The organism is Citrobacter sp. Cb041 (assembly GCF_030336655.1).
In the GTDB taxonomy this organism is placed as follows: domain Bacteria; phylum Pseudomonadota; class Gammaproteobacteria; order Enterobacterales; family Enterobacteriaceae; genus Citrobacter; species Citrobacter braakii.
This window is the reverse complement of sequence record NZ_JAOWDD010000028.1, coordinates 728,893-750,389: the sequence shown is the minus strand read 5'-3', so window position 1 is coordinate 750,389 and position 21,497 is coordinate 728,893. Positions and strand designations below refer to the sequence as shown.

Annotated in this window: 15 protein-coding genes and 1 tRNA gene; 8 read left to right on the top strand and 8 right to left on the bottom strand. The window is 53.9% G+C overall.

Going from position 1 to position 21,497, the window contains the following annotated elements:
* Nucleotides 1-8 precede the first annotated feature (8 nt).
* The 6 genes from dmsA to lrp form a co-directional block, all read right to left on the bottom strand.
* A complete protein-coding gene (gene dmsA, locus OGV52_RS06070) occupies nucleotides 9-2,453 on the bottom strand; it encodes a dimethylsulfoxide reductase subunit A (RefSeq protein WP_019076391.1) in 2,445 nt (814 codons plus the stop codon).
* Nucleotides 2,454-2,689: 236 nt separating this feature from the next.
* Entirely contained in the window at nucleotides 2,690-3,982 is a 1,293-nt protein-coding gene (serS, locus tag OGV52_RS06065) for a serine--tRNA ligase (protein WP_003831902.1), read from the bottom strand.
* A gap of 92 nt (nucleotides 3,983-4,074) precedes the next feature.
* The gene (gene rarA / locus OGV52_RS06060) at nucleotides 4,075-5,418 is read right to left on the bottom strand and encodes a replication-associated recombination protein RarA (RefSeq protein WP_016152429.1); all 1,344 of its coding nucleotides are present in this window, start codon (nucleotides 5,416-5,418) and stop codon (nucleotides 4,075-4,077) included.
* A 10-nt stretch (nucleotides 5,419-5,428) separates the two neighbouring features.
* Nucleotides 5,429-6,040 carry an outer membrane lipoprotein periplasmic chaperone LolA gene (gene lolA, locus OGV52_RS06055; protein WP_279263431.1) on the bottom strand — a complete coding sequence of 204 codons (612 nt, stop codon included), beginning with the start codon at nucleotides 6,038-6,040 and terminating at the stop codon, nucleotides 5,429-5,431.
* A 111-nt stretch (nucleotides 6,041-6,151) separates the two neighbouring features.
* Nucleotides 6,152-10,096 carry a DNA translocase FtsK gene (gene ftsK / locus OGV52_RS06050; protein ID WP_287108230.1) on the bottom strand — a complete coding sequence of 1,315 codons (3,945 nt, stop codon included), beginning with the start codon at nucleotides 10,094-10,096 and terminating at the stop codon, nucleotides 6,152-6,154.
* A gap of 134 nt (nucleotides 10,097-10,230) precedes the next feature.
* Nucleotides 10,231-10,725 carry a leucine-responsive transcriptional regulator Lrp gene (gene lrp, locus OGV52_RS06045; protein WP_002439523.1) on the bottom strand — a complete coding sequence of 165 codons (495 nt, stop codon included), beginning with the start codon at nucleotides 10,723-10,725 and terminating at the stop codon, nucleotides 10,231-10,233.
* Nucleotides 10,726-11,272: 547 nt separating this feature from the next.
* Between lrp and trxB the strand changes: the two genes are divergently transcribed.
* The 5 genes from trxB to infA all read left to right on the top strand — a co-directional run bounded on the left by trxB (nucleotide 11,273) and on the right by infA (nucleotide 17,097).
* Nucleotides 11,273-12,241 carry a thioredoxin-disulfide reductase gene (gene trxB, locus OGV52_RS06040; RefSeq protein WP_016152427.1) on the top strand — a complete coding sequence of 323 codons (969 nt, stop codon included), beginning with the start codon at nucleotides 11,273-11,275 and terminating at the stop codon, nucleotides 12,239-12,241.
* A 114-nt stretch (nucleotides 12,242-12,355) separates the two neighbouring features.
* Entirely contained in the window at nucleotides 12,356-14,122 is a 1,767-nt protein-coding gene (gene cydD / locus OGV52_RS06035; RefSeq protein ID WP_287108229.1) for a heme ABC transporter permease/ATP-binding protein CydD, read from the top strand.
* Nucleotides 14,123-15,844: a heme ABC transporter ATP-binding protein/permease CydC gene (cydC, locus tag OGV52_RS06030; RefSeq protein WP_181220609.1), complete on the top strand. Its 1,722-nt coding sequence runs from the start codon at nucleotides 14,123-14,125 to the stop codon at nucleotides 15,842-15,844.
* 44 nt (nucleotides 15,845-15,888) lie between these two features.
* Nucleotides 15,889-16,593: a leucyl/phenylalanyl-tRNA--protein transferase gene (gene aat, locus OGV52_RS06025; protein ID WP_016152424.1), complete on the top strand. Its 705-nt coding sequence runs from the start codon at nucleotides 15,889-15,891 to the stop codon at nucleotides 16,591-16,593.
* 285 nt (nucleotides 16,594-16,878) lie between these two features.
* Complete coding sequence (gene infA, locus OGV52_RS06015; RefSeq protein ID WP_002211347.1) at nucleotides 16,879-17,097, top strand: translation initiation factor IF-1; 219 nt, start codon at nucleotides 16,879-16,881, stop codon at nucleotides 17,095-17,097.
* A gap of 79 nt (nucleotides 17,098-17,176) precedes the next feature.
* Here infA and OGV52_RS06010 read toward each other — a convergent pair whose 3' ends face one another.
* Entirely contained in the window at nucleotides 17,177-18,088 is a 912-nt protein-coding gene (locus OGV52_RS06010; RefSeq protein ID WP_200052275.1) for a LysR family transcriptional regulator, read from the bottom strand.
* A gap of 108 nt (nucleotides 18,089-18,196) precedes the next feature.
* On the opposite strand from OGV52_RS06010, the gene OGV52_RS06005 reads away from it, so the two are divergent.
* From OGV52_RS06005 to OGV52_RS05995, 3 genes are all read left to right on the top strand, one after another.
* Nucleotides 18,197-19,057 carry a pirin family protein gene (locus OGV52_RS06005; protein ID WP_153690560.1) on the top strand — a complete coding sequence of 287 codons (861 nt, stop codon included), beginning with the start codon at nucleotides 18,197-18,199 and terminating at the stop codon, nucleotides 19,055-19,057.
* Nucleotides 19,058-19,073: 16 nt separating this feature from the next.
* Entirely contained in the window at nucleotides 19,074-19,751 is a 678-nt protein-coding gene (locus OGV52_RS06000) for an isochorismatase family protein (protein ID WP_016156101.1), read from the top strand.
* A gap of 149 nt (nucleotides 19,752-19,900) precedes the next feature.
* Nucleotides 19,901-19,988 (top strand) — tRNA-Ser (locus tag OGV52_RS05995).
* A gap of 344 nt (nucleotides 19,989-20,332) precedes the next feature.
* On the opposite strand, the gene rlmC is transcribed toward OGV52_RS05995, so the two are convergent.
* Nucleotides 20,333-21,460, bottom strand: coding sequence for a 23S rRNA (uracil(747)-C(5))-methyltransferase RlmC (gene rlmC / locus OGV52_RS05990; protein WP_200051460.1), 1,128 nt, complete (start codon nucleotides 21,458-21,460; stop codon nucleotides 20,333-20,335).
* Between the last annotated feature and the right edge of the window lie 37 nt (nucleotides 21,461-21,497).

The window sequence follows — 21,497 nt, the reverse complement described above, 5'->3', positions numbered from 1 at the left end:
GTTACTCCTTACGCCTTTTCAACCTGGACAAGGTTCGTGTGTGACGGATTCCCCTTTGCGAGAGGAGACGGACGCTGGGTCGTCAGGACGTTAATACAACCGCCCTGATCCACGCGTTTTGCATCCGGGTCATACCAGGCCCCTTCGCCCAATGCCACCACGCCGGGCATCATACGTGGCGTCACTTTCGCCTCAATATGCACTTCACCACGATCGTTAAAGATACGTACCTTGTCGCCGTTGTTAATACCGCGTCGCTGCGCATCCATCGGGTTGATCCACATTTCCTGGCGGCAGGATGCTTTCAGGACGTCCACGTTGCCATAGGTCGAGTGAACGCGAGACTTATAGTGGAAGCCGGTCAGCTGCAAAGGGAATTTCTCCACCAGCGGATCGTTTAAGCTTTCAAAGCCTGGGGTATAAATCGGTAGCGGATCGATTACATCACCTTCCGGCAGTTCCCAGGTTGCCGCGATCTCGGCAAGCTGCTGCGAATAAATTTCGATCTTACCTGACGGCGTGGTCAGCGGATTGGCTTTAGGATCCTCACGGAATGCCTTGTACGCCACATGATGTCCTTGCGGATCGCGCTGTTTAAAGATCCCTTGCTGACGGAATTCTTCAAATGTAGGCAGTTCAGGAATCGCTTTGCGCGACTGCTCATACAGATGGCGCATCCACTCTTCCTGAGTACGACCTTCTGTAAACTGCTGCTCAACGCCAAGGCGCTTCGCCAGCTCGCTGGTCATCTGGTAGATAGTCTTGCATTCGAAGCGTGGTTTGATCGCCTGATCGGTGAAAATCACATAGGACATGTTCCCGCATGAGGCATCCAGCGCAAAATCCATCTGTTCGGAGGCAGTGCAGTCCGGCAGCAAAATGTCTGCGTATTTCGCCGAGGAAGTCATATGACAGTCGATGACGACGATCATCTCGCACTTCTTCTCGTCCTGGAGGATTTCATGCGTGCGGTTAATATCAGAGTGTTGGTTAATCAGACAGTTACCGGCATAGTTCCAGATCATCTTAATAGGAACATCGAGCTTGTCTTTGCCGCGTACGCCGTCACGCAGGGCCGTCATCTCCGGGCCTCGCTCAATCGCGTCCGTCCACATGAACATCGAGATGCTGGTTTCAACAGGGTTTTCCAGCGTTGGCATACGCTCAAACGGCAAACTGTATGAGCCCTCACGCGCCCCGCTGTTGCCGCCGTTGATCCCAACGTTACCGGTCAGGATAGCGAGCATAGAAATGGCGCGGGTCGCTATTTCACCGTTAGCATGACGCTGCGGTCCCCACCCCTGGCTGATGTATGCCGGTTTAGCGCTACCTATTTCACGCGCCAGTTTGACGATACGTTCAGCGGGAATACCGGTAATCTGCGCCGCCCACTCCGGGGTCTTGGCAATGCCATCCTTACCCTGCCCAAGAATATACGCCTTATAGTGACCGTTCTTCGGCGCGTCGGCCGGTAAGGTTTTCTCGTCGTAACCCACGCAGTATTTGTCGAGGAACGGTTGGTCAACCATATTTTCGGTGATCAGGACATACGCCAGACCATTGACCAGCGCCGCATCAGTACCAGGACGGATCGGGATCCATTCATCTTCACGCCCCGCACCGGTATCCGTATAACGGGGATCGATAATGATCATGCGGGCATTGGATTTCTGTCGCGCCTGTTCAAGGTAATAGGTTACCCCACCCCCGCTCATACGGGTTTCACCAGGGTTATTACCGAACAGAACCACCAGCTTGCTGTTTTCAATGTCGGACGGGCTGTTACCGTCAGCCCAGCCGCCGTAGGTATAGTTCAACCCGGCAGCGATTTGCGCTGAAGAGTAGTCACCGTAGTGATTAAGATAGCCGCCGCAGCAGTTCATCAACCGTGCTACCAGCGTTTTACCCGGCGGCCACGAGCGCGTCATAGTGCCACCCAGCGTACCGGTACCGTAGTTCAGGTAGATAGACTCATTGCCGTAGTCTTTGATAAGACGCTGCATATTGCTGGCAATGATGTCGTAGGCTTCATCCCAACTGATGCGCTCAAATTTTCCTTCGCCACGCTTACCAACGCGTTTCATCGGGTATTTCAGACGATCGGGATTATAGACTCGGCGACGCATGGAACGACCACGCAGACAGGCGCGTACCTGGTGCAGACCGTCATAGTTGTCATCGCCGGTGTTGTCGGTTTCGACATACTTTATTTCACCGTCGACCACATGCATACGCAGCGGGCAGCGGCTGCCGCAGTTCACCGTACACGCGCTCCAGATCACTTTCTCATTAATCGGCGTCGGATTAAGGGCTTCTGCAGCATTTGCAATCCGGGTAAATGGCAGGGTAAACGCGCTACTGGCCACCGCCAGTCCGCCTATCGCCGTCGTTTTCACCAAACCTCGGCGAGTAACCTCAGCTGCCAGCACGGCATCGGGGATCTTAGTTTTCATAGTGGCTCACTCTGCTGCTCACAATAAACAAAATACAAATATTCGATGTATAGTTTTTTATATAACGTTAATATCGATATACGGGCTGGTAGAAACTGAATTTGCTAAAAGACAGAGAAAAATACTGACTTTCATTCGAAGTCAGTATTACCCCTATGGGAGTAGTCGTTATTGTCCGACGTCAAACGGGCATAAAAAAAGCGCCCTGAGGCGCTTTTTTAGCAGAGAAAGGTAGCTTAGCCGATGAATTCCAGGCCATTCATGTACGGACGTAATACTTCCGGAACCTGAATGCGGCCATCAGCCTGCTGATAGTTTTCCATTACCGCAACCAGCGTACGCCCAACCGCCAGACCGGAACCGTTCAGAGTATGCACTAAACGGGTCTTTTTGTCGGATTTACTGCGGCAACGCGCCTGCATACGACGAGCCTGGAAATCCCACACGTTGGAGCAAGAGGAGATTTCGCGATAGGTGTTCTGCGCCGGGATCCACACTTCCAGATCGTAAGTTTTGCATGCGCCGAAGCCCATGTCGCCAGTGCACAGGATGATTTTGCGATACGGCAGACCCAGCAGTTGCAGGACCTTCTCGGCATGGCCGGTCATCTCTTCCAGCGCGTCCATCGAATCTTCCGGGCGAACAATCTGCACCATCTCAACTTTATCGAACTGGTGCATACGGATCAGACCACGCGTGTCACGACCGTAAGAACCTGCTTCAGAACGGAAGCACGGCGTATGCGCAGTCATTTTGATCGGCAGCGCATCTTCATCAATGATCTCGTCGCGCACCAGGTTGGTCAGCGGAACTTCTGCCGTTGGGATCAGCGCATAGTTGCTGCTATCAGCTTCTTCATCCAGCGGACGGGTATGGAACAGATCGCCAGCGAATTTTGGCAGTTGGCCTGTACCGTACAACGTGTCATGGTTAACCAGATACGGGACGTAGTTTTCGCTATAGCCATGCTGTTCAGTATGCAGATCCAGCATGAACTGAGACAGCGCACGGTGCATACGCGCAATCTGCCCTTTCATAACAACAAAACGAGAGCCGGTCAGCTTAACCGCCGCGGCGAAATCAAGACCCGTGTGCATTTCACCCAGGGTAACGTGATCGCGCACTTCGAAATCAAACTCACGCGGAGTACCCCAGCGGCTGACTTCGACGTTGTCATTTTCATCTTTACCCACCGGAACGTCGTCCGCTGGCAGGTTAGGAATAGTCAGCGCAATGTCGCGGATCTCGGCCTGTAAGGTATCAAGTTCAGCTTTCGCGGCATCCAGCTCTTCGCCCAGTTTGTTCACTTCCAGACGTAAAGACTCGATATCTTCCCCGCGCGCTTTTGCCTGGCCGATGGATTTCGATCGCGAGTTACGCTCTGCCTGCAGGTTTTCAGTTTGTACCTGCAGAACTTTACGACGCTCTTCAAGAGCGCGCAGCTTATCTACATCCAGCTTAAAGCCCCGGCTTGCCAGTTTTTCTGCGACTGCGTCTGGCTCATTACGCAGCAGATTGGGATCGAGCATGCTTATCCTGTGCTTATCGAATTAAAATAGGAGAAAATGACCACAGCCTGCGGTCACAGGGATACAGAGACAACATTACCGCAACGATAACACTAACGGTAGCGTTTTATAGGGCTATTTTGATCCTGTCCGGCGAGCCAGGCGAGCTTTTCGCCAATCTTGCCTTCAAGACCTCTGTTTGTGGGCCGATAATAGCGCGTTTGTGCCATTTCCTGCGGGAAGTACTCTTCTCCGGCGGCATAGGCATTAGGCTCATCATGGGCATAACGATACTCCTGACCGTAGCCCATCTCTTTCATCAGCTTAGTCGGCGCATTGCGCAGGTGAACCGGCACGTCGTAATCCGGACGTTCGCGGGCATCAGACAGCGCGGCTTTGAAGGCGGTGTAAACCGCATTACTCTTCGGCGCACAGGCCAGATAAACAATCGCCTGAGCAATCGCGCGTTCGCCTTCCGCGGGTCCCACGCGGGTAAAACAGTCCCATGCGGAAATCGCCACCTGCATGGCGCGGGGATCGGCATTGCCGACATCTTCTGAGGCAATCGCCAGACAGCGACGGGCAACGTACAGCGGATCGCCACCAGCGGTAATAATTCGCGCATACCAATAAAGCGCCGCATCTGGGGCGCTTCCACGTACCGACTTGTGTAATGCGGAGATGAGATCGTAAAAACGATCGCCTTTATTATCGAAACGCGCACTACGTTCACCGGCAATTTCGGTGAGCAATTCTGGTTTCAATACGCGCTTGCCGGAATCATCAACTTCGGCCATATCGGCCATCATTTCCAGCGTATTCAGCGCCCGCCGCGCGTCACCATTAACCAGTTCGGCAATAGCCCGACGCGTTTCTGGCGGCAGAACAATATCCTGGCCGCCATAACCACGCGCTTTGTCTGACATCGCCTGGTCCAGCACCTGTTCAATGTCGTCGGAAGTTAACGATTTCAGTAGATAAACGCGTGCACGCGACAACAGCGCCGAATTGAGCTCAAACGAGGGGTTTTCAGTGGTGGCGCCAATAAACGTAATGGTACCGTCTTCAATATGCGGTAAAAACGCATCCTGTTGGCTTTTATTAAAACGGTGAACTTCGTCCACGAACAGGATCGTGCGTCGACCCGCGTTACGGTTCTGACGCGCACGCTCAATCGCTTCACGAATTTCTTTAACGCCAGACGTAACTGCCGAAATTCGTTCGACATCGGCGTTGGCGTAACGGGCAATAACTTCGGCAAGCGTCGTTTTCCCGGTCCCCGGCGGTCCCCATAAAATCATGGAGTGCAGATGCCCGGCCTCGATAGCGCGCGGCAAGGGTTTGCCCGCAGCCAGCAGATGCTGCTGGCCGATATACTGCGCTAAATTTTCTGGCCGCATACGCGCGGCCAGCGGCTGAAAAGTATTATCAGAAAAGTCGAGCGACAGATTGCTCACTCACACGCCTCTACTTACGTTGATCGTCAACCGTTACACCTTGCGGCGGGGTAAAGGTGAATTTAGAGGATTCAATCGCACCATTCTGCTGAGATTTCAGCTGATAGCTGCTGCGCTGATCGTCTTGTTCAACGGCGCTGAACTGGTGGATCGTCCCGTCACGCCCAACATTGATAGTAAACTGCTTAAGGTTACCGCTGCTGGTTTTTGGCGTCAGCACGAAATCATCGCCATTTTGCTTAATATTGTACTGCTGCCAGTCGCTGGCTTGGTTACGCGCAATCAGCATGAACGGCGTGTTGCCCGTGGCGTCTTTCAGCCATGTCGCAGTCGCTTGCTCAACAAACGGGTTAAAGAACCACAGCGTTTTACCATCGGAAACCAGGATGCTCTCGTCAGGCTGCGTCATATGCCAGTTAAACAGATTAGGACGTTTAACCCATAAGTCACCCTGACCTTCCTGCACCGCCGCACCGCTACCGTCCGTGACCTTCTGAGTAAAGCTGGCATGGAAGCTACTGACTTTATCCAGGCGGCTTTTCAGGTCGCTGGCAGCATCTGCCCACACGCTGCTCACCACAAAGCTCGACAATAATGCACAGGTGATTGCGATTCTTTTCATTGTTATTCCTCAAAATACGTCACTCCCAACGGGGAGATCCCTCTGCTATCCATTTCAGGCCAAAAATCAGCATGAGGAAAGTAGAAAATACTGAATTACTTAACTTTGCAATCATTCGAAGGGCGGCGGAGCCAGCACTTCACGATTACCATTATGCCCTTGCTCGCTGACAATTCCCTGCGCTTCCATCTGTTCGATGATACGCGCCGCTCGGTTGTAACCGATACGGAACTGACGCTGGACGCCGGAGATTGAGGCTTTGCGTTTCTGGGTGACAAAGTTTACCGCCTGATCGAACAGCGGATCCAACTCTTCGCCACCATCAAAGCCGCCACCGCCGCCTTCGCTTTCGCTGTCAGACGTAATGCCGTCAACGTATTGTGGACGACCGCGCGCTTTCCAGTCCTGAACCACAGCGTGAACTTCTTCATCACGTACAAAGGCGCCGTGTACACGCACTGGGATCGTTGAGTTTGGTGCGGAATACAGCATGTCACCCATACCCAACAGCGATTCCGCGCCGCCCTGGTCAAGGATGGTACGCGAGTCAATTTTACTGGACACGGTAAAGGCGATACGCGTTGGGATGTTCGCTTTAATCAGACCAGTGATAACGTCAACCGACGGTCGCTGGGTCGCCAGCACCAGGTGGATCCCCGCCGCACGCGCTTTTTGCGCCAGACGAGCAATCAGTTCTTCCACCTTTTTACCCACGGTCATCATCAGGTCGGCGAATTCATCCACCAGCACAACAATATACGGCAGTTTTTCCAGCACCGGATGCTGAACATCCATACTGTCGCCCGGCTTCCAGTACGGGTCCGGAATCGGACGCCCCATACGGGCGGCTTCAGCAATTTTTTCGTTATAACCGGCAAGGTTACGCACGCCAAGCGCCGACATCAGCTTGTAGCGACGTTCCATTTCATTGACGCTCCAGCGCAGGGCGTTGGCAGCATCTTTCATGTCGGTCACAACTTCAGTCAGCAAATGCGGAATGCCTTCATAAACCGACAGTTCCAGCATTTTCGGGTCAATCATGATAAAGCGAACGTCTTCCGGCTGCGCCTTGTATAACATGCTGAGGATCATGGCGTTCACCCCAACCGACTTACCGGAACCGGTTGTCCCTGCCACCAGCAGGTGCGGCATTTTCGCCAGATCGGCAACTACCGGTTCGCCCGCAATATCTTTACCCAGTACCACGGTCAGCGGAGATGAGTTATCACGGAATTTGGCGTTATCCAACACTTCGCGCAGATAAACGGTTTGACGTTTTTTGTTGGGTAACTCCAGCCCGACATACGGTTTGCCCGGAATGACCTCGACCACGCGTACCGCTGCGGTCGATAATGAACGCGCCAGATCTCGCGACAGGTTGGAAATACGCGCCGCTTTAACTCCAGGAGCAAGATTAAGCTCAAAGCGGGTAATGACCGGACCAGGAGAGTAGTTCACCACATCGGCTTTAATGCGGAAGTCCGCCAGACGAGCCTCCACCAGACGAGCCATTTGCTCCAGAGCGAAAGTATCTATCGGCTCAACCTCACTCGGCGGCGGCGTGAGCAGATCCAATGATGGCAGCGGCGTACTTGGACGGTGCGCCGGACGACTGTCGCCATTACGCATCAGGAGCGGATGGATCAGACTATCCTGCGGCGATGGTGTAACAGGCTGCGCCGGCTGCTGATAATGCTGCTGCGGTACGACTGGCTGCGCTGGCTGCTGATAATGCTGCTGTGGTGCGACAGGCTGCGCCGGTTGCTGGTAATGCTGTTGTGGTGCGACAGGCTGCGCTGGCTGCTGGTAATGCTGCTGCGCTGCGACAGGCTGCGCTGGTTGCTGATAATGCTGCTGTGGTGCGACAGGCTGCGCTGGCTGCTGGTAATGCTGCTGCGGTGTGACAGGCTGCTGGTACTGCGGCGCAGGCTCCGGCATTACGCCTGGAGTAAATAGCGGCTCATGCGGACCATCATCCACCAGCGTTTTCATTGGCGAAAATTCAAAGTCATCAAGCGAGAACGGATTCGCTCCGGCAGGCTGTTCACCGGAATAGCGCTGCTGCTGGGAAGAGGCAAACTGGCGAGCCAGTTCTGCTTCTGCGGCTGAATCATCATCAGTCTGACTGGCATCATCCTGATACTCCTCGCCATAGCGGTGCTGCTGCGACTGGGCGAACTGACGCGCCAGCTCATCTTGCTGCATTGCGTCAATTTCTTCGTCACTGTACGCATCTGTATCAAGATGCTCTTCGCGCGCTTTCTCTTCAGCCATACGTTGTGACGGCAGTTTTATGCCATACGACGCCAGCTCCCGACGAGTAGGCACGCGCACACGATTCGGACGCGGTAACTGCGGACCAATCCCCTCTTTCACCTGTGGACGCGGCGCACCGCTACCCGCAAGACTAAAGACAGGAGCTGCGGCAGCCGCACCCGCCCCTAAAGCGGCGTTTTTCACCCCGGCGGCCAGCGGCGCAGCGGCAGCAACTGACTCAACGGGCGGTATGGATGCTGCCGTCGGCATAGACGGCTTAACACGTTCAGGCTCTTGAGCAGGCTCTGGAATCGGCTGATACCAGGCGGCCAGTTGCTCGCGCTCACGTGCACGTTTCTCTTCAACTTCTTCAAAATAGTAGAGTGGCGGACGAGTCGGTTTAACCTCTTCAACCACCGGCTCAGGTTCCACTACAGGCGGTTGTTCAACCGCAGGCTGCTGGAACGCGGCGTTTTGTTGAAAGGTTGATTCCGGCTGATAAACAGGTTGCTGCACGGGCTCCGGCTGATATGCAGGTTCAGGCTGCCAGTTGTGCTCCGCGGTAAATCCCTGCGGCTGCGGACTTTCTTCCACAACCGGCTGCTGCCATGGTTCATACTGCTGCTGCACCGGTGGCTGTGCGTAGTGGGCTGGCTGAGGATACCCCTCAGGCGCTGGCGCAATCACCGCATCACCGGTTTGCGGACCAGGCACGGCTTGCCAGGCCACGGCTGGGGCCGGTTGTTCCATAACCGTATTGGTCACTGGCGATGTTTGCAGCAGCGGATCAACCGGTGCGCTCCAGGCCTGAGCTGCCGTTGTCGCTGCAGCTGCGGCGGCAACTGGCTCTGTCACCGAATGACCATTCAGCAGTGGGTCAAGTTCGTCATATTCAGGCAGCGTCGCACGATTACCGGAGAACAGCACATCGTTAGGATCGGCAACCACGCCACGAGCGCTGTATTCAATTTCGTCTTCATCATCCATGCGTTTGCCGGAAAACAGCGCGGCATCAGTATGACGGCCAAGCGGGTTGGTAAATTTCTCCGCCAGACGCTTACGGCGCGCTAACGCACCGCGCAGAATACGCGCCCGACGCGATTCATGAGGTTTGCCATCAGCGGTGTCGAAAGACTCATCTTCATCTTCATATTCTTCGTCATCGACCCAGGTATCGTCGCGACGGGTACGGTTGCTGGCAAACGTCAGGATATTGAGTAACCAGCCGCCCAGTTTTTCCGCAATGCTCACCCATGACCAGCCGGTAAACAGCGTTAATCCCGCAGCCCAAATGCACAATAGCGTCAGCGTACCGCCGCTACTGTGCAGTAATGGTTGCAACGTGGTGCTGAGCAGGCTGCCGATCACGCCGCCAGAGGCGAAATACCAGATGTCATCGGCATTGATTGCGGCAAGCCCGCAGGAGGTAAGGATCAGCGCCAAAACGCCAATAATACGCAGCGAAACGGCAAAATAATCGACGTATTCGTCGCTGGCCTGGTGTCGCCATGCAAACCAGCAGCCGCCGACAATGATGACGGGAATGGTGTAGGCCATGACGCCAAAAATAAAGAACAGTGTGTCTGCCAGCCATGCTCCGGGTATTCCCCCCAGATTATGGATAGGTTCGTGCCACGCGGTTTGCGACCAACTGGGATCCGAAGGGTTAAAGCTGAGTAAGGCAGCCATCAACCAGACGGCAAAAAGGGCAATAAGGATCAGTAGCGCTTCCAGGAGTCGGCGCCCGCTGCTTAACTTCGTCAATGTGACGTCTTTGTCTTCAGTGTATTCCTGGCTCAAAAACGGCTCTCCAGGTTTCAGGCTTTTCCTGCCCGATGCTAAAACGGACAACAGCACCGGGTTGCCCCGGCACTGTTGCTGTATGGATTAACAGGAGTGTAATCAAACTGCGTCGATTTTGCACCTGTTCCGTGTTAGCGCGTCTTAATTACCAGACGATTGCTCTGTTTGACTTCTTCCATTACGACATAAGTACGTGTGTCATTCACGCCAGGCAGACGCAGCAGGGTTTCCCCCAACAGCTTACGGTACGCCGACATATCCGGTACGCGTGTTTTCAACAAATAGTCGAAATCACCGGAAACCAAATGACACTCTTGAATTTCTTCAAGTTTTTGTACTGCAGAGTTAAATTGCTCAAACACATCCGGGGCGCCACGATTCAGAGTAATCTCAACAAAAACCAGAAGTGATGCATCCAGATAATGCGGGTTTAACAGCGCTGTATAGCCCTGAATAAAACCCTGTCTTTCCAACCGACGCACACGCTCAAGGCAGGGCGTTGGTGAAAGTCCCACACGTTTAGAAAGCTCGACGTTAGAAATACGCCCATCCTTTTGCAGCTCATTAAGAATGTTACGATCGATACGGTCGAGATCTTTGCCAGGGCGCTTCTTACTATCTACCATTATTATTGTCTCTCTGTATTCCTTCCCTACTCCTGCCTGACTCTACCAACATCACTGTTCAGAGTCGCTACCCATCAAAATAAACCGCAACCCAGAGGGATTTTCGGTTTGTAATGCCTGGGCTTATGGTGAGAAGACCGTTGCCTGTCGGCGGCTATCGACATCACGAATGGCATCTGTCCACACCATGCGTAGATTTCGCTAACACGGTAAACATGGTATCTACATGCATGATTATGCAGCACATACATGACACATTTTTTTTCTTCCTTGACTGTTTTCGCAAAACAGCAGGTGATTGTCAAAGCAAAACATCGATTTTTAGTACAACATGCCAGTTATTCATTCGCAGTGATGGAAAATCGTCATTTTATCACCTTATAACTGACCGATTTTTAGTAGAAATCGTTATAGTATTACGACTTATTCCCCCGCTCATCGGTTTCTGCTATTACACATATTGTTAACAAAATCGCCATACTCTTTTTTTACGCCTGTAAATTCCCTACAATCCTGCTCATTGCCTGCCAACAACTATGGGGATCTCATGGGCGCAACCAAACACAGTAAACTTCTTATTCTGGGCTCAGGCCCTGCGGGATATACCGCTGCGGTCTACGCTGCACGCGCTAACCTGCAACCGGTACTGATTACCGGTATGGAAAAAGGTGGTCAACTGACCACAACAACAGAAGTGGAAAACTGGCCTGGCGATCCGCACGATCTCACTGGCCCGCTGCTGATGGAGCGTATGCACGAACATGCGACCAAATTTGATACAGAAATCATTTTTGATCACATCAGCAAAGTTGATCTGCAAAACCGCCCTTTCCGTCTGACCGGCGATAGCGGAGAGTACACCTGTGACGCACTGATCATCGCTACCGGCGCTTCAGCACGTTACCTGGGCCTGCCTTCAGAAGAAGCGTTCAAAGGCCGCGGCGTTTCCGCCTGCGCAACCTGCGACGGTTTCTTCTACCGTAATCAAAAAGTTGCGGTGATTGGCGGTGGCAACACTGCGGTTGAAGAAGCACTGTATCTGGCGAATATCGCATCTGAAGTGCATTTGATTCACCGTCGCGACAGTTTCCGCGCTGAGAAAATTCTCATCAAGCGTTTAATGGATAAAGTTGAAAACGGCAACATCGTGCTGCACACCCACCGCACGCTGGAAGAAGTAACCGGCGATCAAATGGGCGTAACCGGGCTGCGCCTGCGTGATACGCAAAACACTGACAATGTGGAGTCACTTGACGTTGCCGGATTGTTTGTCGCTATCGGTCACAGCCCGAATACCGCCATTTTCGACGGTCAGCTTGAACTGGAAAACGGCTACATCAAAGTTCAGTCCGGTATTCACGGTAATGCCACACAAACCAGCATTCCGGGGGTCTTCGCAGCCGGTGACGTAATGGATCATATTTATCGCCAGGCGATCACCTCTGCGGGCACAGGCTGTATGGCCGCGCTCGATGCAGAACGTTATCTCGACGGTCTGGCGGACGCTTGCAAATAAGTTTTACAAATCAGTAACAAAAGTAAAAAAGGCGACTATAAGTCGCCTTTATTTTTGCCTCGTTGTAACATTGCCCTGCCCAAAAATTCCAATAACTCACCTGCTAAGCGTGCAATGAATAAAACCCGTCAAAAAGAGCTGACCCGCTGGTTAAAACAGCAAAGTGTAATTTCCCAACGATGGCTGAACATTTCACGCCTGTTGGGGTTCGTGAGTGGTCTGTTAATCGTCGCTCAGGCCTGGCTCATGGCCCGCATTCTGGACCATATGATCATGGCCAATATTCCCCGAGAGGCGCTACTGCTTCCGTTCATCGTGTTGGTATTGATTTTCATCCTGCGGGCATGGGTCGTCTGGTTACGCGAACGGGTCGGGTTTCACGCAGGGCAACATATTCGCTTCGAAATTCGCCGCCAGGTGCTTGACCGTCTGCAACAGGCTGGTCCGGCCTGGATACAGGGCAAACCGGCCGGGAGCTGGGCCACGCTGATCCTGGAGCAGATTGACGATATGCATGATTACTATGCACGTTATCTGCCGCAAATGGCGCTGGCCGTATGCGTCCCATTATTGATTGTGGCGGCGGTATTCCCGTCAAACTGGGTAGCCGCCCTTATTCTGCTCGGAACAGCCCCGCTGATCCCGTTATTTATGGCAATGGTCGGAATGGGCGCTGCCGATGCTAACCGCCGCAATTTTCAGGCTCTTGCCCGCCTCAGCGGTCATTTCCTCGATCGTCTGCGGGGCATGGAAACGCTAAGAATATTTGGTCGCGGTGAAGCCGAAACGGAAAGCATCCGCGCTGCGTCGCAAGATTTCCGCCAGCGCACCATGGAAGTCCTGCGCCTGGCGTTCCTGTCATCCGGTGTCCTTGAGTTCTTTACCTCTCTGTCTATTGCGCTGGTGGCGGTTTACTTCGGTTTTTCCTACCTCGGAGAGCTCGATTTCGGCCACTACGGGACAGGCGTCACGCTGGCAGCAGGCTTCCTCGCGCTCATTCTGGCGCCGGAGTTTTTCCAGCCCCTGCGCGATCTGGGCACGTTTTATCACGCCAAAGCGCAAGCCGTTGGTGCAGCTGATAGTCTGAAAACTTTCATGGAAACCCCGCTGGCTCATCCAGAGCGTGGCGACATTGAGCTGGCGACGAAAGACGCCGTTTCACTTGAGGCACACGATCTGATTATCACTTCGCCGGAAGGTAAAGTGCTGGCCGGCCCGCTCAACTTTACCCTGGCAGCCGGTCAACGCGCGGTGCTGGTTGGACGCAGCGGTTCCGGTAAAAGTTCGCTGCTTAATGTCCTGTCCGGTTTCCTCTCTTATCGGGGATCGCTGCGAATTAACGGCTTTGAACTTCGCGACCTGTCACCTGATTCCTGGCGTAAACAGCTGTCATGGGTCGGGCAAAATCCGCAGCTTCCTGCCGCCACGGTTCGCGAAAACGTTCTGCTGGCTCGCCCCGATGCCAGCGAAGAACAGCTACAAGCCGCACTCGACAGCGCATGGGTCAGCGAGTTTTTACCGCTGCTGCCGCAGGGCGTGGATACGCCAGTCGGCGATCAGGCGGCCCAACTTTCCGTCGGGCAAGCGCAGCGCGTTGCCGTTGCTCGCGCCTTACTCAATCCCTGTCAGTTACTGCTGCTGGATGAACCCGCCGCCAGTCTTGATGCGCACAGCGAACAACGCGTGATGCAGGCGTTGTTCGCGGCATCTCGCCGCCAGACCACGCTGATGGTAACGCACCAGTTGGAAGATCTTGCCGACTGGGACGCTATCTGGGTGATGCAGGACGGACAGATCGTTGAACAAGGTACCTGGACCGAACTTAGCTCAGCCAACGGGGCTTTTGCGACATTACTGGCTCATCGTCAGGAGGACATCTAAATGCGCGCTTTGCTACCTTATCTGACGCTGTATAAACGTCACAAATGGATGTTAACGCTGGGGATCGTTCTGGCGATCGTCACGCTGCTGGCAAGTATTGGTTTGCTGACGCTTTCAGGGTGGTTCCTGTCGGCTTCTGCGGTGGTTGGCGTCACCGGAATTTACAGCTTTAACTATATGCTCCCTGCCGCAGGCGTACGCGGCGCAGCGATCACCCGCACCGCGGGGCGTTATTTCGAACGACTGGTCAGCCATGACGCAACATTCCGTGTGCTGCAGCATTTGCGTATTTATACCTTCAGCAAACTGCTGCCGCTCTCCCCTGCGGGCCTGTCCCGTTATGGACAGGGTGAATTACTTAACCGCGTGGTGGCTGATGTCGACACGCTCGATCATCTGTACTTGCGCGTGATCTCCCCGCTGGTAGGGGCTTTTGTCGTCATCATGGTGGTCACGCTGGGGCTAAGCGTTCTCGATTTCACGCTGGCTATCACCCTCGGCGGTATTATGCTGCTAACCTTATTTATTCTGCCCCCACTCTTTTATCAGGCAGGCAAAAGCACCGGACAAAGTCTGACGCATCTGCGTGGGCAATATCGTCAGCAGTTAACCTCCTGGCTGCAGGGCCAGGCTGAATTGACCATTTTTGGCGCCAGTGAACGCTACCGCGCTCAAATGGAAGCCACCGAGCTGCAGTGGCACGAAGCCCAGAGACGCCAGTCTGAATTAACGGCGTTGTCGCAGGCAGTCATGCTGTTAGTCGGCGCGCTGGCAGTGATTATGATGCTATGGATGGCCTCAGGCGGCGTGGGCGGTAACACCCAGCCAGGCGCACTGATCGCGCTGTTTGTCTTCTGTGCACTAGCCGCGTTCGAAGCGTTAGCGCCTGTCACCGGCGCGTTTCAGCATCTCGGCCAGGTTATTGCCTCTGCGCTGCGCATCACCGAACTGACCGAACAGCAGCCAGAAGTGACCTTCCCGGATGCGGGTTCCTCGGTTTCAGAGCAGGTAACCCTTACGCTACGCGATGTGTCATTCAGCTATCCAGGACAGGCGCAAAAGGCGCTCGATACACTTTCCCTGCAGGCCAACCCCGGTGAACACATTGCGATTCTCGGTCGCACCGGCTGTGGTAAGTCAACGTTATTGCAATTGCTAACCCGCGCATGGGATCCGCAGAGTGGCGAGATTCTGATTAACGAACAGCAAATTGCGACCCTTAGTGAAGCCACGCTGCGCCAGAGTATCAGCGTCGTGCCACAACGCGTGCATCTGTTCAGCGCTACGCTTCGCGATAACCTGTTGCTGGCGGCACCGCACGCCGGCGATGACGCATTAGCCGCGATGTTGTGCCGCGTCGGTCTGGACAAACTGCTTGAGGATGATGGACTCAACGCATGGCTGGGCGAAGGCGGTCGTCAGCTTTCTGGCGGCGAGCTCCGTCGTCTGGCTATCGCCCGCGCCTTATTGCACGATGCTCCGCTGATGCTACTGGATGAACCTACCGAAGGGTTGGATGCCACAACGGAAAGTCAAATGCTTGAATTAATTAGCGATGTCATGCGCAACAAAACCGTATTAATGGTTACACATCGTCTGCGTGGGCTGTCACGTTTTGATCAAATAATAGTAATGGACAACGGACAAATTATTGAGCAAGGTAATCACGCAGATCTGTTAGCCAGGCAGGGGCGTTATTACCAGTTTAAGCAACGTCTGTAAGCTATTATTGAACGATCAAACTCGCGTAGTGGAGTTTCGCTGTCATGCGCCTGGTGCAACTGTCCCGCCATTCCATAGCCTTCCCGTCACCGGAAGGCGCTTTACGCGAGCCTAACGGTTTATTGGCGCTTGGCGGCGATCTCAGCCCTGCCCGCCTGCTGATGGCCTATCAGCGCGGTATTTTCCCATGGTTTTCACCTGGCGACCCCATCCTTTGGTGGTCGCCCGATCCGCGCGCCATTCTTTGGCCCGAGAAATTTCACCTCAGCCGCAGCATGAAACGCTTTCATAAAAATTCGCCTTATCGCGTGACGCTCAATTACGCGTTTGGTCAGGTGATTGAAGGCTGCGCGAATGACCGGGAAGAAGGCACCTGGATAACGCATGATGTGGTGGATGCTTACCATCGCCTGCACGAACTGGGGCATGCCCACTCAATTGAGGTGTGGCGACAAAATGAATTAGTGGGCGGTATGTATGGCGTGGCGCAAGGTACGCTGTTTTGTGGCGAATCGATGTTCAGCCGTCAGGAAAATGCGTCCAAAACCGCACTGCTTGTTTTTTGCGCTGAATTTATCCGTCAGGGCGGAAAATTAATCGACTGCCAGGTATTAAATAGCCACACAGCCTCGCTGGGCGCCGTCGAAACACCGCGTCGGGAGTACCTTGAGCACCTGAGCAGACTGCGCCAGCAGCGGCTACCGAGCCATTTCTGGATTCCCAGGACGTTATTTTCACCTCAGGAGTGAATGTTTTCGGCACATTTTTTGTCGGGGTGTTATAATTGTCGCGCAGAGTTGGTTTAGCCCATTACCCCGCCGCCGTTAAGGAACAGTTCGCGTCAGGCAACGCCTATCGTTTATCTCCTCGTTCCCTTACACGTTGCGCTTTAAGTGCGGCTTTGCCGTGTGTGGATAGAGTAATGCGCCAAACCCGATTTGCTGTGTTTTAAACGCACAAATCTTTACTTATTAAAAGAACTTCGGCATTATCTTGCCGGTTCAAATTACGGTAGTGATACCCCAGAGGATTAGATGGCCAAAGAAGACAATATTGAAATGCAGGGTACCGTTCTCGATACGTTACCTAATACCATGTTCCGCGTAGAGTTAGAAAACGGTCACGTGGTTACTGCACACATCTCCGGTAAAATGCGTAAAAACTATATCCGCATCCTGACGGGCGACAAAGTGACTGTTGAGCTGACCCCGTACGACCTGAGCAAAGGCCGCATTGTCTTCCGTAGTCGCTGATTGTTTTTAACGCCCGAATGGCGTCCAGATAATAAAAGGTCGGTTTAACCGGCCTTTTTTGTGGACTGAGGCCTGGTATTTAATCCTCAATCATCCGCGCATATTCTTCCGTTAAGAAATCCACTAATGCGCGCACTGACGGTAATAATCCCCTGCGTGAAGGAAAGACTGCGTGAATAATTTCTCGCTTAGGTTCCCAACCATCGAGCAACGCCACCAACTCACCCGCAGCTAATTGATCTTTTACCATCAACTGTGGAAGTTGAACAACACCTACGCCGGCGACTGCGGCTTCGCGTAACGCCAGCATATCGGTGGTGATCATACGCGGCGTGAAATGCACCTCCGCCCGCGCGCCCTGCGGGCCGAAAAACTCCCAACGATGCACATGTTTACCAGAGGCCAGACTCAAACCTGGCCAACGGGTCAGCTCTGCCGGAGAGTGTAGCGCCCCCATCTGCTCAATTAACTGCGGGCTGGCATACAAGCGATGTCCTCTGTCCGCCAGGACGCGCATCACCAGGTCGCTATCCTCAAATGGCCGAGGTCTGACGCGAATCGCCACATCCAGACCTTCTCCAACGACGTCAACACGACGGTTAGTGGCCTCCAGTTGTACTGATACGTCAGGATAACGTGCCATAAAACGGGCAAGCATTGGCCCGATATGCACATGCAGCAACGTAACAGGACAAGTCAGCTTCACAACGCCACGCGGTTCAACCTGTAACGCTGCAATGGCATCCTGCGCCGCCTGCGCCTCCACCAGCATCGCCTTACAGTGTTCGTAAAAGGTTTGCCCGACTTCAGTCACGTTAAATTGCCGGGTGGTTCGCTGAATCAGTCGTACCCCCAGCCTCTCTTCGAGTTGCGCTATCCGTCGGCTCAGTTTTGATTTTGGTTCATCAAGCGCCCGACCCGCCGCCGCGAATCCCCCTTCCTCTACAACATGCACAAACCATGCAAAATCATTGAGATCCGGCCTTGTCATTTCATTGTCCTATTTTTGAGACAGTGAGAGCTATTTTAGCTACTACTCAGCTCGCTGTCATGAATATAAGCTTATTCACATCAAAACAACGCCACTGAGGAGACACATATGAAACAAGTAACAGGCGTCTACACCGCACCTCGCCCACACTGGGTTGGCGATGGATTTCCGGTTCGCTCGATGTTCTCTTACCAGTCTCATGCTGAGCAATTAAGCCCGTTCCTGCTGCTTGATTACGCGGGTCCGCATACGTTCACGCCGGGTAACGAAAAACGCGGCGTAGGTGAACACCCTCACCGCGGTTTTGAGACGGTGACTATCGTTTACAGCGGCGAAGTTGAACACCGTGATTCAACCGGTCGCGGCGGCATTATCGGCCCTGGCGATGTGCAGTGGATGACCGCTGGTGCAGGAATATTACACGAAGAGTTCCACTCCCCGGAATTTACCCGTCAGGGCGGTGAACTGGAAATGGTGCAACTGTGGGTCAATCTGCCGGCAAAAGACAAAATGGCCGTACCGGGTTATCAGGGCATCAGCAGCGATGTTATTCCCACCGTCGCCTTGCCCGATGATGCAGGCAGCGTTCGCGTGATCGCGGGCAGCTATCAGGATACGAAAGGCCCGGCACACACCTTTTCACCGCTGAACGTCTGGGATATGCGCCTGCAACGTAATCATCCGCTGACGTTGTCCCAGTCTGAAGGGTGGAGCACCGCTCTGGTGGTATTAAAAGGGAATATCACCGTAAACGGCACCACGTCTGCCGGCGAAGCACAACTGGTAGTGCTAAGCCAGCAGGGGAAAACGCTACACATTGAAGCCACCAGCGACGCCAGCGTGCTGCTGCTGTCTGGCGAACCATTGAACGAGCCGATTGTAGGTTACGGTCCGTTTGTGATGAATACGAAACAAGAAATCGCTGAAGCCGTCCGCGATTTTAACTCCGGCCGCTTTGGCCAAATCTGAATCGAAGGAGAAGAATATGTCCAGTCCTGCAAACTTTAATGGTTCACGTCCGGTCATCGATGTGAATGATTCCGTCATGCTGCTTATCGATCATCAGAGTGGGCTGTTCCAGACCGTCGGCGATATGCCAATGCCGGAACTGCGTGCGCGTGCCGCCGCGCTGGCTAAAATAGCAACCCTGGCGAAGATGCCGGTAATTACCACGGCATCGGTACCGCAGGGGCCTAACGGCCCGTTGATCCCAGAGATCCATGCCAATGCGCCACATGCCCAATACGTAGCACGTAAAGGCGAAATCAACGCCTGGGATAACGAAGACTTCGTGAAAGCGGTCAAAGCTACGGGTCGTAAGACGCTGATTATCGCCGGTACGATCACCAGCGTGTGCATGGCTTTCCCGGCCATCAGCGCGGTTGCGGAGGGCTACAAGGTCTTCGCAGTGATCGACGCTTCCGGTACTTACAGCAAAATGGCGCAGGAAATCACCCTGGCACGTGTTGTTCAGGCTGGCGTGATACCGATGGATACCGCCGCCGTCGCTTCTGAAATTCAGGGAACATGGAACCGGGAAGACGCCGCTGAATGGGCGGAAGTGTATACCAAAATCTTCCCGGCTTATCAGTTGCTGATCGAGAGCTATAGCAAGGCCCAGGAAGTCGTGACCAACGGCGAAAAACTGGACTCGCAGCGCTAATCATATTCTCCGCGCCTGTCCGGGCGGAGGAATATGTACATTGCGTAACCAAACGAGAGTTAACACGTAAATTCTGCTTGACCGTATTAGCGCAACTCCCTATAGTAGCGCCCCGTTGCCCCCCAAGCGGTCAGGCAGCAATACAATATGGTGAGGTGTCCGAGTGGCTGAAGGAGCACGCCTGGAAAGTGTGTATACGGCAACGTATCGGGGGTTCGAATCCCCCCCTCACCGCCATATTCGAGAAAGAGCTCGTACGCAAGTACGGGCTTTTTTTTTCGCATGTTGCACGCCTGCGGGGGGATGAGAAGCCCCGACCGGGGGGCGACACAAAATTGCCGGGAGCAATTTTGAACAGCGCATGCGCTGGCCCCGTAGGGGCGAGGCCCAGGGATGGGCCGAGTAGCGGCGCAGCCAGTTGGACAGACTGAGAGCGCAGCGAACAGGCTGCCCGAAGGGCGAGCGAAGCGAGTCAATCCCCCCCTCACCGCCATATTCAAGAAAGAGCTCGTACGCAAGTACGGGCTTTTTTTTCGCATGTTGCATTTGCCTGATAAGCGTCACGCCATCAGGCATGTCGGTTATTGTCGGCTGAGCAGAGTTAACACTTCGTAATGCGCAGTATGTGGGAACATATCGAAAAGTTGGACGCGTTCAATGCGATACCCAGGCAACTCGCGGATATCCTTTGCCATGGTTTGTGCATTACAGCTGGAGTAAACGATAAAACGCGGCGCCATGCGGGAAAGAAAATCGCACAGCGGCTTCCCAATCCCCCGACGAGGCGGATTCACCAGCACCAGGTCCGGCACTTCTCCCTGCGCGGTAGCAAACTGGGTTGAATCCAGCGCCTGAAAATGCAGATTCTTCAAACCAAGCTCCTGCGCCGACTGTTTCGCGCAAGTAATGGCCTCTGGCGCAATTTCAATACCCGTCAGTTTCATCTGCGGCGTGGCGCAGTGCAAACCAAAACCCCCTACGCCGCAAAACAGATCCCACATGTGATTAACCGGAAGCTGTCGCACCCAATCGCGCGCCGTGGCATATAAATGCCCAGCCACCACGGGGTTGGTCTGGAAGAAGCTCTGTGGGCGTATCCACAATGGCACATCGTTAAAGCGTTCAGCCAGCGCCTGTTGTTCCGTCAGGAAGATTTCGCTCTCCCCTTCCATAATCGCCATATGCACAGGTTGAATATTGGCGGTGATCACTTTTAATTGCGGAAGCTGCGCCTGTAACCATGGCAGCGCCGTACGCAGTTGTGCCAGTTTCGCATCGGAGCGCAGCACAAAACGCAGCATCATACCGCCATCAAACCGGCTTTCCGTTAACAGCAGATATTTCAGCTCCCCGCGTTTGCGCGCCACGTTATAGGGCGTCAACCCCGCACGGGCGATAAACGGTTTAAGTGCAGCAAACACCGGCGCAAAAGACTCAGGATAGAGCGGACACTCGCACAAATCCTCCGGCGTACCGTCACGATGCAACATCCCCAGCAGCGGTTTTTCCACGCTGCCGCTGACCACCATTTTGGCTTTATTACGAAAAGCGCTCTCCGGGCCGCTGACCGGCGCGCACCATTCTCCGACCGGATAAGCGGCCAGCAGATTCTGCAGATCGGCTGTTTTGGCGAAGAGTTGATCGGCGACAGGCTGCGTTATCCACTGACAAGAGCGGCAGCGTTCGGCGTCATAAAGTGCGCACTGCATACAAAAACCTACAAATTAACAGGGGGCGAAGATTATA